The 14,382-nt window shown below is 28.7% G+C and carries 15 protein-coding genes; 11 read left to right on the top strand and 4 right to left on the bottom strand.

Features of this window, described 5'->3' with window-relative positions:
- Nucleotides 1-14 precede the first annotated feature (14 nt).
- Nucleotides 15-2,759, bottom strand: a complete 2,745-nt coding sequence (gene ccsA / locus ACH5BF_RS05915) for a cytochrome c biogenesis protein CcsA (RefSeq protein ID WP_423273286.1) — start codon at nt 2,757-2,759, stop codon at nt 15-17.
- Between the two features lie 174 nt (nt 2,760-2,933).
- On the opposite strand from ccsA, the gene cmoB reads away from it, so the two are divergent.
- On the top strand, nt 2,934-3,848 hold the full coding sequence (cmoB, locus tag ACH5BF_RS05910) for a tRNA 5-methoxyuridine(34)/uridine 5-oxyacetic acid(34) synthase CmoB (protein WP_423273285.1): 915 nt from the start codon (nt 2,934-2,936) through the stop codon (nt 3,846-3,848).
- 2 nt (nt 3,849-3,850) lie between these two features.
- Here cmoB and ACH5BF_RS05905 read toward each other — a convergent pair whose 3' ends face one another.
- The 3 genes from ACH5BF_RS05905 to ACH5BF_RS05895 are packed head-to-tail and all read right to left on the bottom strand — an operon-like array spanning nt 3,851 to nt 6,355.
- The gene (locus ACH5BF_RS05905; protein ID WP_423273284.1) at nt 3,851-4,825 is read right to left on the bottom strand and encodes a GGDEF domain-containing protein; all 975 of its coding nucleotides are present in this window, start codon (nt 4,823-4,825) and stop codon (nt 3,851-3,853) included.
- Between the two features lie 10 nt (nt 4,826-4,835).
- Complete coding sequence (locus tag ACH5BF_RS05900; protein ID WP_423273283.1) at nt 4,836-5,741, bottom strand: GGDEF domain-containing protein; 906 nt, start codon at nt 5,739-5,741, stop codon at nt 4,836-4,838.
- 11 nt (nt 5,742-5,752) lie between these two features.
- Nucleotides 5,753-6,355 (bottom strand): MBL fold metallo-hydrolase, encoded by a 603-nt coding sequence (locus ACH5BF_RS05895; protein WP_423273282.1) that lies wholly within the window; start codon nt 6,353-6,355, stop codon nt 5,753-5,755.
- A gap of 52 nt (nt 6,356-6,407) precedes the next feature.
- Between ACH5BF_RS05895 and ACH5BF_RS05890 the strand changes: the two genes are divergently transcribed.
- The 10 genes from ACH5BF_RS05890 (at nt 6,408) to ACH5BF_RS05845 (ending at nt 14,375) form a co-directional block, all read left to right on the top strand.
- Nucleotides 6,408-7,226 (top strand): ferritin-like domain-containing protein, encoded by an 819-nt coding sequence (locus tag ACH5BF_RS05890; protein WP_423273281.1) that lies wholly within the window; start codon nt 6,408-6,410, stop codon nt 7,224-7,226.
- A 173-nt stretch (nt 7,227-7,399) separates the two neighbouring features.
- The gene (locus tag ACH5BF_RS05885; protein ID WP_423273280.1) at nt 7,400-8,122 is read left to right on the top strand and encodes a GntR family transcriptional regulator; all 723 of its coding nucleotides are present in this window, start codon (nt 7,400-7,402) and stop codon (nt 8,120-8,122) included.
- Between the two features lie 22 nt (nt 8,123-8,144).
- On the top strand, nt 8,145-8,870 hold the full coding sequence (phnC, locus tag ACH5BF_RS05880) for a phosphonate ABC transporter ATP-binding protein (RefSeq protein ID WP_423273499.1): 726 nt from the start codon (nt 8,145-8,147) through the stop codon (nt 8,868-8,870).
- A gap of 31 nt (nt 8,871-8,901) precedes the next feature.
- Nucleotides 8,902-9,768 carry a phosphonate ABC transporter substrate-binding protein gene (gene phnD, locus ACH5BF_RS05875; RefSeq protein WP_423273279.1) on the top strand — a complete coding sequence of 289 codons (867 nt, stop codon included), beginning with the start codon at nt 8,902-8,904 and terminating at the stop codon, nt 9,766-9,768.
- A 48-nt stretch (nt 9,769-9,816) separates the two neighbouring features.
- Nucleotides 9,817-10,674 (top strand): phosphonate ABC transporter, permease protein PhnE, encoded by an 858-nt coding sequence (gene phnE / locus ACH5BF_RS05870; RefSeq protein WP_423273278.1) that lies wholly within the window; start codon nt 9,817-9,819, stop codon nt 10,672-10,674.
- Nucleotides 10,674-11,087, top strand: coding sequence for a phosphonate C-P lyase system protein PhnG (locus ACH5BF_RS05865; RefSeq protein ID WP_423273277.1), 414 nt, complete (start codon nt 10,674-10,676; stop codon nt 11,085-11,087). The genes phnE and ACH5BF_RS05865 overlap by 1 nt, the downstream gene beginning before the upstream one ends.
- A 10-nt stretch (nt 11,088-11,097) precedes the next feature.
- The gene (gene phnH, locus ACH5BF_RS05860) at nt 11,098-11,634 is read left to right on the top strand and encodes a phosphonate C-P lyase system protein PhnH (protein ID WP_423273276.1); all 537 of its coding nucleotides are present in this window, start codon (nt 11,098-11,100) and stop codon (nt 11,632-11,634) included.
- Between the two features lies 1 nt (nt 11,635).
- Nucleotides 11,636-12,712, top strand: coding sequence for a carbon-phosphorus lyase complex subunit PhnI (locus tag ACH5BF_RS05855; RefSeq protein WP_423273275.1), 1,077 nt, complete (start codon nt 11,636-11,638; stop codon nt 12,710-12,712).
- Complete coding sequence (locus ACH5BF_RS05850) at nt 12,709-13,539, top strand: alpha-D-ribose 1-methylphosphonate 5-phosphate C-P-lyase PhnJ (RefSeq protein ID WP_423273274.1); 831 nt, start codon at nt 12,709-12,711, stop codon at nt 13,537-13,539. Before ACH5BF_RS05855 ends, ACH5BF_RS05850 begins: the two co-directional genes overlap by 4 nt.
- Entirely contained in the window at nt 13,539-14,375 is an 837-nt protein-coding gene (locus ACH5BF_RS05845; protein WP_423273273.1) for an ATP-binding cassette domain-containing protein, read from the top strand. Before ACH5BF_RS05850 ends, ACH5BF_RS05845 begins: the two co-directional genes overlap by 1 nt.
- The last annotated feature ends 7 nt before the right edge of the window (nt 14,376-14,382 follow it).

Genomic DNA, 14,382 nt, shown 5'->3' with positions numbered 1-14,382 from the left:
AAGAGTAAAAACTCTTAGTTTGATTGTTCAGAAATAGCATCTTTCATATTTCTATTTCTAAATGCTAAAGCAATAGTAATAAATACCATTGAAACTACATAGTATACCCATGTAGGAATTGGCACAGGGTCACCTGTTGCATATGAGTGCATTCCTGATAAATAGAAGTTTACACCAAAATATGTCATAAGAATTGTTGCAAATGATAATAATGATGCAGTTGAGAATGCAAATGGATTATTAAGTGGTTTAACAAATCTCATATGAATTACAAATACATAAGTTACGATTGATACATAAGCCCAAGTCTCTTTTGGATCCCATCCCCAGTATCTTCCCCATGATTCATTTGCCCATACACCACCAAGGAAATTACCGATTGTAATAAATGTAACACCAATAATTAATGCAATTTCATTAATTGCTGTAATATTTTTGATAGTTTCATCTAAATGTGGTCTATTTTTTCTAAAGATAAACATAATTAATGCCATGAAACCTAAAATAGCTCCAAGTCCAAAGAATCCATATGATGCAGTTAAAACTGAAACGTGAATTGTTAACCAGTAAGATTTAAGAACTGGTACTAGGTTTGTAATTTGTGGGTCAATTCCTGTTAAGTGTGCAGTAAACATGAAAATACCAGCAACAATAACTGCAGCACTTAATGCAAGAAGAGATTTTCTAAAGAATACAACTCCTGCAAATACAGCAGACCATGAAATATATAATAATGATTCATAAGTATCAGACCATGGTGCATGTCCTGAAATAACCCATCTGAATCCCATTCCAAATGTATGTGTAGCAAATAAAATAGCTAATACAACAAAGAAGAAGAATGTAGTTTTTCTTGGTTTGATATTTGGATTAAATACTACTATGAAAGCAACAATTAACATAATTAAACCAGTTAATACATATGCTAGTGTTAATTTTAAGAAAATATCTAACTCATTAAATAAAATTTCATTATCGATTTCTGATTCACTTAACATTACATCTTTACCAATTTTTTCTTGGAAAAGTTTAATCATATCAAGAAATTTATTTGCTTGTTCCCATTCATTTTGAATTACAGAGTTTATAAATCCTCTTGTCATTAATTCAACAGCTCTACCACTTTGTCCTTCAAAAGTTTGCATTGCATCTAATGGAGCATGCCAAGTATTAGATTTGTCTTCAGGTTTTGGGAATAATCTAAATAAGTTACCATTAAAAGTTGCATATGTAATATTTAATCTTTCATCAAGTCTTACAATATCTTTTTCATATGTTCCTCTATCTTGAGGCTTAGTAATAGCAGCTTTTTCAGCTTCTTTATTTAAAATATACTTTCCATCTATGAAAACTTCAGTAAATGCAATATGTTTTCTGCTTTCTTCAATACCTAAAAACTTTTTTAATTTTGGAGTTTTAACTTTGATAAGTCTAATATCTCTCCACATTTCTGGTCTAGTTAAAAGACCTAAAACAATTTGGTCAGCATTCATTCCAAATAAAGATTTTTTACCACTTAATTTAAGTAATATTTCTCTATTTAAAGTAGAAACTGGCTTCATTCTTCCACCTTGACTTTGCGTTACAAGTCTTGAGAATTTTTCAGCAGTTACTTTTGATTCTTCTTTGAATTTTTTTAAATATTCAATAGTATCTTGTGCTTTTACTTCATTTTCCATTACTCTTTCTTCAGCATTAGCAGAAGTTGCAGCAAAAGCAAGAATACAGGCAACAGCAATAGAAGCTACATTGTTTTTAGCAACATAATTAGTTAATTTCCAGAATCTAGATTTTTTATCAAATAAGTTTAATACTAAACCTAAAGTTAATAAGAAGTATCCTAAATATGTAGGCCATTTACCAGGGTCATTATTTACAGATAAAACAGTACCTGTTTCATCAGGGAAATAAGAACTTTGGAAAAATAAGAAGTTACCTTCATGTAATGTTCTGTTCATAAAAATTCTATAGTTATACTCTTTATTATCTTTAAGTACAGTAACTTCAGAAGCATATGAAGAAGGAGAATTACTTCCTGGATATCTATCAAGTTGGAAATCATTAAGTTTTATAGCAAATGGTAAAAATAATGTTTTTGAACCATATGAAAGAGTAACTGTAGTATCACCAAATACTAAATCTCTTTGTAAACCTCTTTGTCCTCTTTGTCCTGGAAGTTTAATTTGTTGTGTATTACCATCAATAGTTACATCAACATTTAAAAGTCCCATTTTAGCAGTACCTTTTTTAGCTAAAAGGTAATCATTATATTTAATGTTTAATTGTTTATTTTCACCATATAAAATAGTATGTTCAAAATCATTTACAGATTTAAATAGTGAAGTAAACTCTTTTTGGTACTCCTTATAGTAAGTTTTACCATCTTCTTTAATAGTTATTTGTAAATAAGGCTCTAAAGAACTCATTCTATTTTCAGTAGTTCCTTCTTTAATTTGCATAATTCCTTCATAACCAACATATCTTGTAATACCAGCACCAATTAATATAACTACAAATGATATGTGAAAGATAAATCTAGCTTTATTTCTCCACATCTTATATTTAAATATTATACCTGTTAAGTTTATTGTAGTTAATACTAAAATTGCCTCATACCAAATATGATTATATACTAATACTCTTGCAGAGGATGTATCAAAATCATTTTCAATAAATGTAGCATAACCAGCACCAATTGCTAGTATCGCCAGTAAGATTAATGTCGTCTTAAAGGAAAATAAGACACTTGTTCCTTTCAAAAAAAATCCTTTCTGTTTTAAATTAATAAATGAATTATATTGTTAACTAGTTAACTGTAAGTTAACTAAAAATGAAAATAAATTCATAATTTTTTCATTGGAAGTATAACAAAAGATTAATTTGTTTGCCTTGATTTAAGACATCTTTTTATTTAATATTCATATAATAACGCTATGAATTTAGAAGAATTACAAAAAAAGAAAGACGATTGTAGAAATTGGAAAAATGTTCAACCTTGGTATGAACAACTAAACAAAGCTAGAGAGATTAAAACTAGTGAACTTTTTGTTGATTATGGTGATTGGTTTACTATAGGAAAAAGAGAAGACATTACTCAAGAAGAGTATGATTTAATCGAAGAAACAGCAAAAAAATTAATCCCTTGGAGAAAAGGGCCTTTTAATCTATTTGGTTTAGAAATTGATAGTGAATGGCAAAGTAATATTAAATATAATCTTATAAGACCTCATTTTAATTTAAAAGATAAAGTTGTAGCTGATATTGGATGTAATAACGGTTATTATATGTTCAGAATGCTTGAAGATAAGCCAAAAAGACTTATTGGTTTTGACCCAAGTGCATTAACTTTACACCAGTTTGAGTTTGTTAACCATTTTGTAAAATCTGAAATAGTTTATGAAATGCTTGGTGTTGAGCATTTAGAGTATTACAATCACAAGTTTGATTTTATATTTATGTTAGGTGTTTTATATCATAGACCAGATCCAGTTGGAACTTTAAAATCTCTTGCAAGAGGATTAAACTCTAAAGGTGAGATTTTAATTGATACTTTTATGATTGATGGTGAAGATGAAATTTGTCTAACACCAAATAAAAGATATTCAAAAATTCCTAATATTTATTTTATTCCTACTATTCCTGCATTAAAAAACTGGCTAAGTAGAGCAGGGTTTGAAAATATAGAAGTAATTGCAACAACAGTTACAACAAATGAAGAACAAAGAAAAACTAAATGGTCTTTTGATCAAAGTTTAGAAGATTTCTTAGACCCTAATGATAGTTCTAAAACAGTTGAAGGTTATCCAGCACCTAAGAGAGTTTATATAAAAGCTAGAAAAATACAATAGAACTAAAAAAGTTCTATTGTATCTTCCTCTTTAAGTTCGTCAAAATCAAAAAATTGACTTCTGCCTTTATTTTTTGCTTCATATAAAGCAATATCAGCATTTTTTATAGCATCTGTAATAGTTTCACTTGAATCTGTTTTAAATGTTTCAAGTCCTATGCAAATAGTTTTTTTAAGTGTTTGTTTTGTGATAGGATTTACTTCTATTTCAATTTTTGCAAAATCTTCAATGATTTTTTTAGATAAATCTTCAACTTGCCATTTTGGAGTATTACTTAAAATAGTAACTAAAAACTCATCAGCATTAAGTCTTGCAACCATATCAAACTCATTTATATTTGTATGAATTATTTTTGCAAGCTCGATTAAGACTTGATCAGAAATATCATAATTAAATTCATCAATTACGGCTTTAAAATGATCAACTCCTATCATTAAGAAATAGATTTCATCTCTTGTGTTATTTGAAATAGTAAGATGTTTATTAAGGTTTTCTATTAAATAGTTTCTGTTATAAACTTTTGTAACAGAATCAATTGAAGAAGATTCAATAAAATTCTTTTTTAGAATACCATTTTGAATGATAGGAGAGATTTGAAAGAATGCTGCTTCAATAGTATCGTATTTTGCTTGCAACACTTGATAATGAACATTTGATGTAGCACTAAATGAAACTGTTGCATTTAAATTTGTATGTGTATTAATAATAAAAAAGTAAGCTTTATCATCATCTAAATAAAACTCTTTACCTTTTACTAAAATCTCTTCTTTTGAGTTTGAACTAATATCAATTAGAGAAAATGTTAGGTTATCCACACTAAAAAATTTATTTAGCCAATCATAAATATCTTCAGCCATTTGTACAATATTTGTTGAATATTGAAGCTGTTCGTATAAATTATAAATACTAACTAAAGATTTATAGCTTTCTTCATTTGTTTTTGAATCTTGGATAAGTTCTAAAATCTTCTCTTTCATAATTTAACCTTTAAAATAAGTCAATTGTATTTGTATCTTCTTCAGTATACTCAAATATTTGACTTCTACCTTTATTTTTTGCTTCATATAAAGCAATATCAGACTTTCTAAAAATTTCTTCCATTGAAGATGCATCATCAGGAAATATTGCAATACCACAACAAACAGTTTTCTTTAAAGTCTGATTTGTTTGTTCGTTTACTAATACTTCTTTTTTACTAAAACAATCAATAATTTTTTGAGCTATCATTGAAGCATTCTCTTTGTCTTGAATATTCATTAAAATTACTAAAAATTCATCAGAATCAATTCTTAATACAATATCAGATGTTCTTAAAGTCTGTTTTAAAACTTCTGCTAAAGCAATTAAAACTTTATCTCCAATATTATAATCAAACTCATCAATTACAGCTTTAAATTGATCAATACCAAATTTTAAAAAACCAAGAGTGTTTTTTTCTCTTTTAGTTAAACTAAAAAGCTTCTCAGAATAGTTTTCTAAATAGTGTCTATTATATAAACCTGTTAAACTATCAATTAAACTTAAATCTTTTAATGTATCTTTTAATAGTTTATTATATAGAGTTTGAGAGAAAGCTTGTAAAGCAAGATTGATTACAAATCTATTCTCTTTTATATCCTTATCATCATTAGAAGATACAATAACTCTAATTTTTGTATATTCACTTTGAATTAATTCAAAAACACAATTTTCTTCTTCTTTTAGAATATTTGAAGACTTATATAAAACTTCTTCTGTATTCTCTTCACTTGTATCAAGTAAAGTAATTTCAATATCATTTACATTAAATTTATTTTTTAAGTACTCTAAAACTTCTATATAGAATTGTTCTAATGTTTTAACAAGTTTTAAACTTTCATTTTCTTTAACTATATTTTCACAAACTTGACTCATCTATATAAACCTTATACTCTAATATACTTTTCCCATTGTGCTAAGGAATCTAATTCAGATATTAATGTTGTTTTATCACCATGTCCTGGATAAATATGGAAATTTGTATTTTCCCAAGATAATATCTTATTAATACTACTTTTCATTTGTCTTGCATCTGACATAGGAAAATCAAATCTCCCAATAGTACCTTTAAATATAAAATCACCTGTAAATAAATGCTCACCAATTTGTATTGCAGAACAACCAGGAGTGTGACCTGGGAAATGGTGAAACTTAACTTTTATACCTTCAATCTCAAACTCTTCATCTGGACTTACTTCAATATCTGCATCTGATGGAGGCATACCAAGTCCATATGGGTCTTTTGTCAATAAAAAGCAGTCATCTTTAGGCGTGTATAATTTTATATTGTATTCATTTTTAACTTCTGTATTTGACCATACATGATCAAAATGTCCATGTGTATTTAGAACTGCAACAGGATTTGTTACATTTTGTTTTATCCATCTAGTTGCATCTACACCTGGATCAATAATTATGTCTTTATTATCAATTGTTACAATATAACAATTTGTTTGATAATCGCCCATTGGCTGTACTTTTATATCCATTTTAAAGCCTTTTCGCTAAAATATCATGATTATATCATAAAAGAGGTTATACGTGAATTATTTTTCTACTCTAGAACAAGTTTTATTAGCTAATAATCCAGAAAATAAAATAAAAAAATTTGAAAGTTTCTATGAAAACTTTATAAATAACAATTTTACTTTTGAAGAAGATTATATACCGTGCAAGCTTAAAGAGCCATCATATATAAATTTTTTAAAAATAGTAAAACCAACATCTCTACCAAAAATCAAAAACTTCAATACAGTAGAAGGTAAAAAATACCTTCTTCATACAATATTACACATAGAGTATAGTGCTATTGATTTAGCTTTAGATGCAGCTTTAAGGTACAAGGATTTACCGATACAATACTATAAAGACTGGTTAGAAGTTGCAGCTGATGAAGTTAGACATTTTAAAATGTTAGAGAAATTACTAGCTGAGCTTGGAGGAAAGTATGGTGACTTTGAAGTTCATAAAAATCTTTTTGAAGCAATGCAAGCTACACCAGAATTTTTAAGAAGAATGGCAGCAGTACCTAGATATTTAGAAGCAAATGGACTTGATCAAAATCCAAAAATAATGGAAAAGTTAAAATCAAATAACGATCCTTTTAATAGAAAGATACTTGATGCATTAAATATTATTTTAGAAGAAGAAGTTGATCATGTGACAAAAGGTGATGTATGGTTTAAATACGCTTGTGACTTAGAAAATTTAGATTATGATTCAACATATTTAGAAATTATTGAAGAAGTTTTCCCTGGTTCTACTACTAGAAAAATGGATTTAAACTTTGAAGCAAGAAAAAAAGCTGGCTTTTCTTGTGAACTTTTAAAAACTCTTTCAAAAAAACAAGATTGTAATTAACTTGTAATATACCTTTTAAAAGCCCTAAAATACAACTATCCAAACAATTTACTTTGTAACTTGTCTATACAAGAAGAAAAACTTGTATAGACAACTTGTAATCAAGGTGTAATTTAACTCTTTTATACTTCCACCCATCAAGCTTGTATAGACAAGTAAACAGGGTACACAAAGTGAAAAAAGTTACAAAACCTACATATATAAAACTTTACGAAGAGATACTTAAAAGTATTGAAAGCAAAGAATATAATGTAAGTGAAAAATTACCATCAGAAAATGATTTTGCAAAAAAATTTGATGTAAATAGACATACTGTAAGACAAGCTTTATCTTTATTAAAAGATAAGGGGTTTATTTATACAAAAAAAGGCAAAGGAAATTTTATATCAAATATAAAAGTTCCATATTCAATTACTGATAAAAGTTCATACTCTTCAAAAATATTAGATTTAGGTTATGAACCAAAAACTAAACTTATAAGTGCCAATATTGTTGAACCAAGTGATGATGTAGCAAAAAATTTAGGTCTTAGCAAAAAACTAAAAGTAATAGAGTTGAAGCTTTTAAGATATGCAAATGATTTACCAATATCAGTATCTTACTCATATTTTGATGCATTTATTTATAGGGACATTATCAATCACTTAGATATTGAACCTTTCTCATTATATAAAATTTTAAATATTTGCTATCCAGATTTAGAGATTACAAAAGTTTCAACTGTATTTGAATCGTTAGTTTCAACAAAAGAGTTTAGTAAGTTACTTATGATGCCATCAAATTCACCAATTTTAGCTGCAAGTACATTATCTAAAGATCAAAATGGAAACTTTGTTGAGTATGGTACTTCATACTTTAGAGCAGACACATGTAAAATCAAAGTAGATTTAATTTAATTAGGAGACGACAGTGATAAAAATGAAAAACCTTACATTAGGTTATAAAAAAGAAAAAATTCTAAAAGAAGTAGATTTCAAAGTTAAAGAAGGTGAGTTTATAGGAATTATAGGTCCAAGTGGAGCTGGAAAATCTACACTTTTAATGTCAATTACTGGAGGAATCAAAGTATTTGATGGAAAGTTTGAAGTTTTAGATTTTGATTTAAAAAATATAAAAAAGAAAAACTTAATTAAATTAAGAGAGCAAGTAGGAGTAATTTTTCAAGGTTACAACTTAGTAGATAGGATTTCAGTTCTTGATAATGTAATAAGTGGAATGTTAAAAGAAATTCCACTTACAAGAGCAATTATTAAATTATATAAAGACAAGGAGATTAAGAAGGCAAAAGAGTATATGGACATTGTTGATATTACAAAACATTCGTTAAAGAGGTGTGATGAACTTTCGGGAGGCCAAAGACAAAGAGTTGCAATCGCTAGAGCTTTAGCCGCTGAACCAAAGATTATCTTAGCTGATGAACCTGTATCTGCACTTGACCCAAAAAGTGCAAAAAAGGTTATGGAGATTTTAAGGAAGGTAAACAAAACTTACGGTGTAACTGTAATAGCAAACCTTCATCATTTAGAGTATGCCAAAGAGTACTGTGACCGAATCGTTGGTGTTAACGATGGTAGAGTGGTTTTTGACGATAAGAGTGAGTTGCTAACTGATAAGTTAGTTGAAAAAATCTACACAAATAACTAGTGTATCAAATAAAAATATTAGGAAATAAGAAATGAAATTAATTAAGAAAATTGCAGTATCTACTATAGCTTTAGGATTAGCATCTACAACAATGTTTGCTCAAGAAAAATGGCCAGAAAAAATCACTTTTGGTGTAATTCCAGTAGCTGGTTCAACTTCAATGAAAGAAAACTTTGGTCCTTTAACTGATTACTTATCAAAATCATTAGGTATTAAAGTTGAAATGAAATTAGCAGGTGATTACACAGGAATTATTACAGGTATGCAACATAAACATATTGATGTAGCGTACTTAGGGCCAAAATCTTATGTTGAAGCTGCAAAAAGAGCTAATGCTGAAGCTTTAGTTGTTGAAGTTGATGGAGAATCTGGACTTCCTGGATATAGAGGAACTATTATTACTAAAAAAGGAAGTGGTCTTAAAACTTTAGCAGACTTAAAAGGTAAAACATGGGCATTTACTTCTTCTCAATCAACATCAGGAACATTAGTTCCAACTGTAATGTTCTCAAAAGCTGGAATTAATCCTAAGAAATATTTCTCAAAAGTTGTTTACTCAGGTGGACATGAAGCTTCTATTTTAACAGTTAAAGCTGGAAAAATTGATGCTGCATCTACTAATAACTTAGACTTTAATAGAGGATTAGGAAAACACTGGGAAAAAGATCAATTCAATGTTATTTGGACTTCTGATTTAATTCCAGGTGCACCAGTTGCTGCAAGAGGCGATTTACCAAGTTCTTTAAAAATGGCATTAAAAGGTGCTTTTTTATCTTACAACGATGCTGAAGGTTTAAAAAGATTAAAAAACAAAGGTTTTGTTAAAGGTGATGATTCAGTTTATGATTCTGTAAGAGAATTAATTGAATTAAAAAAACAATTAAAAGCAAAAAAATAATTACAAATAAGTAAGCGTTTTACGCTTACTTAAAAATAAGGAAAAATGATGAATATAGAAGAGTTAAAAGCAAAAAGTAGCCCATTTTCATTTACTAAATCGGCAGTTATAGTGATATTTTTACTTGTATTAATCCAAAGTTGGAATGATACTGAAATGAATTTTGCTTCACTTCTTGATGGTGCAGGGTATATGGTTGAGTACATCTCTGGTAATCCAGATATTGAAGGAAGTGGTTTTTTCCCTCCAAATTTAAATAATGATGACTTAATGGTATATGTGATGTCTATGTTAGAGACTATTCAAATGGCAGTTGTTGCACTATTTATATCTATAGTAGTAGCAGTTCCATTATCATATATGAGTTCAAGAAATATTTTAGATATTTTAATTCCTGGTAAAACACCTATACATGAGTTCGTAAAAAGAGTGATATATGGAAGTGCTACCTTTATTGCAAATGTTTTTAGATCTATTAATGAAATTGTTTGGGCATTGATTTTTGTAAGTGCAGTAGGACTTGGACCTATGGCAGGTATTTTAGCTCTTGGTGTTCATACAGCAGGTGTATTATCAAAACTTTTAAGTGAAGGTAATGAATCAATTGATCCAGGTCCTGTTGAAGCTTTAACAACTACAGGTGCAGGTTTTATAAAAGTATTAGTTTATGCAGTTATTCCTCAAACAATGCCTCATTTTGTTTCAATGGCATTATATAGATTTGAAAGTGATGTAAGAGCAGCATCAATCCTAGGATTTGTTGGTGCAGGTGGTATTGGTTTTTACTTATTTGACAAGATGAGAGCTTTTGAAAATGGTGATGTTTGTTCAATTATTATCATTATTGTTTTAACGGTTTGGGGTCTTGATAAAGTAAGTGCGATGATTAGAAAAAGGTTTATTTAATGAAAAGAGAAGATATTAATAATTTAGCACAATTAGTGCAAGAGAATATATTAGAAGATTTATATAAAAAAATTGATAATGAAGCAAAAGTTCAGGTTTTAACTCCACCAACAGAACAAACAATATTAGTTCCTGTAAAAGATCCTATTTCAAATAGTGATTTTTATGCAGGTGAAGTGTTAGTTACTTCTACAATAGTTCAAGTAAACAATACTAAAGGTTGGTCTATGGTTATGGATACAAATGAAAAGCTATCTCTTTATACAGCAGTTATAGATGCAGCATTTGAAGCAAACATATTTAAAGATGAGATTGTATCTATTTTAGATAAGGCAAATAAAGAGAAGATTCTAGAACAAGACAAAACAAATCAAAAAGTAAACGCTACAAGAGTTTCTTTTGATTTAATGTAAGGAAATAAATATGAATACAGTTGATATAGAAAAACTAAATAGAGATAATTTTAAATCAATGATGAATGCTTTATCTATGCCAGGTAATATTGAAAAAATAAAGCCTTTATTTGAATCAAATTTACTTGCAATAGCAAATACACTTTTATACTCAGAAGTTAGTTTTTACTATGATGGAAATGAAGAGTTTAGTTTAATTGAAGCAATTACAAATGCAAAAAAAGACGACGCACATGAAGCAGATTATATTTTTTCTGATGAACTAAATGAATATTTATTCAATAAAGGAAAAATCGGAACTTCAAAAGATCCTGAATACTCTTCTACATTTGTCTTTAAATGTAATGACTTTGATGGTTTAGAAGTTAAGCTAAGTGGTCCTGGGATAGATGGAAGTAAAAGTGTAAAACTTCCAATTGACAAATCATTTGTTGAGTTTTTTAATGAAAAAAATTCATATTATCCTTTAGGTAATGAAGTGTTTTTCCTAAATGAAAACTCTGAAATAATCGCAATATCTAGAACAACAAAAATGGAGGTTTTATAAAATGGCTTATTATGCAATCAAAGGTGGTGAAGAAGCTATTAAAAACTCTCTTGATTTTTATAGTGATATTACAAATGAAGCAGAGAAATTAGATGACAAAGAATTAATTGAAGGATTAACTTACTCAATTGATAGAGTTATGAGTGAAGGCTCTTTATACTCTAAGAAGCTTGCGGCAAAAGCTATAAAAAGAAGTGCAGGGGATTTACTTAATGCTTCTTTTTTCCTAAGAGCTCATAGAAGTTCTTGTCAAAGAATTGGTATTGCTAAAACTGTTGATACAAATGATATGAGATTAACAAGAAGAATTTCATCAGCTTTTAAAGATATTGAAGGAGGACAATTACTTGGACCTTCAAATGATTATGAGATTAAACTTTTAGTTGATTTAGAAAAGGCTCAAACTAATATTGAAGAGTATTCAACAAAAGATAATGTAATTAAATCAGCATTAACACCTTTAAGGGAAGATAATTTAATAAAAGTTCTTCCACAAGAAGAAAAACCTTGGGATATTACAAGAAGTTACCCAACTGAACCATATCCAAGAAGTGCAGTTTTACAAGTAATGGCAAGAGCTGAAACAGGTTCTCTTTTATGTGTTGGATATACAACTATGAGAGGATATGGGGATATTCACCCAACAATTGGTGATTTAAGAATAGGTGAATTAGATATTGAGTTTACACATCCTTTTACAAAAAATAAAGTAAAAGTTGGGACTATTGAGGCAACTGCTGTTGAGTGTGTTGGTACATTTAATCAAGATGAAGATGGTGATACAAAACTTACAACTGGTTTTGGTTTTTGTTTTGGAAAAAATGAAACAAAAGCTATTTCAATGTCTATGATTGATTTATCACTTTATAATACTCACTATTCTGTGGGTGGAGAGCATATTATTGCAGCTGATTTTGACATGATTATGCACCATTTAGATGGAATTGAATCATTTGGTATGACAAATCACTTTAAATTACCACACTATGTGACGTTCCAAACAGATTATCAAATCTTTAAATCAGCACAAAAATATACAGAAGAGAAAAAAGAAAACGAAAAAGGAGTTGCAAAATGAGATATGCATTTTTAGATGAAGAAGCAAAAAAAGAGATTAGAAGATCTATTTTAAAAGCTATTGCAATTCCAGGGTATATTGTAGGGTTTGCTTCAAGAGAATTACCAGTTGCTCGTGGTTGGGGAACGGGTGGATTACAAGTTACATTATCAATCATAAATGAGGAAGATACTTTAAAAGTAATTGACCAAGGTTGTGATGGAAGTGTAAATGCTGTAAATATTAGAAATTTTATCAAGTCAGTTACAAAAGTTGAAACAACAACTAAAACAGTTGATGCAACTATTATTCAGACAAGACATAGAATTCCTGAGATTGATTTACAAGAAGGACAAACATTAGTTTTCCAAGTTCCAATGCCTGATATTTTAGAAACAGTTGAGCCAAATATCTCAAAAGCTAAGCTTTTACATGCAAATGCTGATTATTCTAAACTTTGGGTTTTACTATATGAAGACACATCTATGTTTGGAGATTCAAGAATCTCTAATAGATACCCAGTGATGGTAAATGATAGATATGCAATGGACCCAAGTCCAATTCCAAAATATGATACACCAAAATTGGGTGATTGTAAAGCTTTACAAATTTTTGGAGCAGGTAGAGAGAAAAAGATTTATGCTATTCCACCTTATACAAAAGTTGAACCTCTAAAATTTGAAGACAGAGAGTTTAAAGTTGAAAATTTTGAAGGAAAAGCTTGTGCAAGATGTGGAAGTACTCATAGCTTTTTAGATGAAGTATATGATGATGAAGGTAAAGCAACATATTATTGTAATGACACAGATTATTGTGATACTCAAAAAGAAAAACAAGGGAATAAGTAATGATACTAGATATGAGAAATGTATCTAAAGTTTTTGGGAAATTTTGTCCAAAATGTTTAGAAACAACTGGTGCAGCTTTTAACAGTTCAATTTGTCCTACTTGTAAAAGTGTTGTTGGTGTAAATGATGTAAATTTAACACTAGCAAATGGAGAGGTTTTAGGAATAGTAGGTGAAAGTGGTAGTGGGAAATCTACTCTTTTACAACTAATTTATCAAGACCAAAAAGCAAGTCTTGGAGAGATTTTTGTAAAAGATTTTGTTGGAAGAGATGGAAAGAAAAAAAATATTTTAGATGCAAACCTAAATGAATTATCACATTTAAGAAACTCATTAATGTCTATGATTTATCAAAACCCAAGACTAGGACTTAACTATAATTTCTCAGCAGGTGGAAACATAGCTGAAAAAGTTATCATGAGTGGAAATAAAAAATATGATGAGATTAGAGATAGAGCTTTATATTTCTTAGATAAAACTGAGATTCCAACAAGTAGAATTGATGCTTATCCTGAGTACTTCTCAGGTGGTCAACAACAAAGAATCCAAATCTCTAAAGCTTTATCAAGTAATCCAAAAATTCTATTACTTGATGAACCAACAACAGGACTTGATTTATCTGTTCAAGCTAAAATTCTTGATTTAATCAAAGAGTTACAACATGAAATAGGTTTTGCAATGGTAGTTGTATCACATGATTTAGGAGTTATTAAACACCTAACAGACATTACAGTTGTTATGAAAAATGGACAAATTGTTGAAAGAGGATTAACTGATCAAATACTTGAAGATCCTCAACACCCATATACACAATTACTTGTGTCATCAATTCTTTAGGAGTTAT

The organism is Arcobacter pernae, from assembly GCF_049472135.1.
Classification (GTDB): domain Bacteria; phylum Campylobacterota; class Campylobacteria; order Campylobacterales; family Arcobacteraceae; genus Arcobacter_B.
Note: the sequence above shows the minus strand (reverse complement) of the source record. Positions and strands in the feature narration are given on the sequence as shown.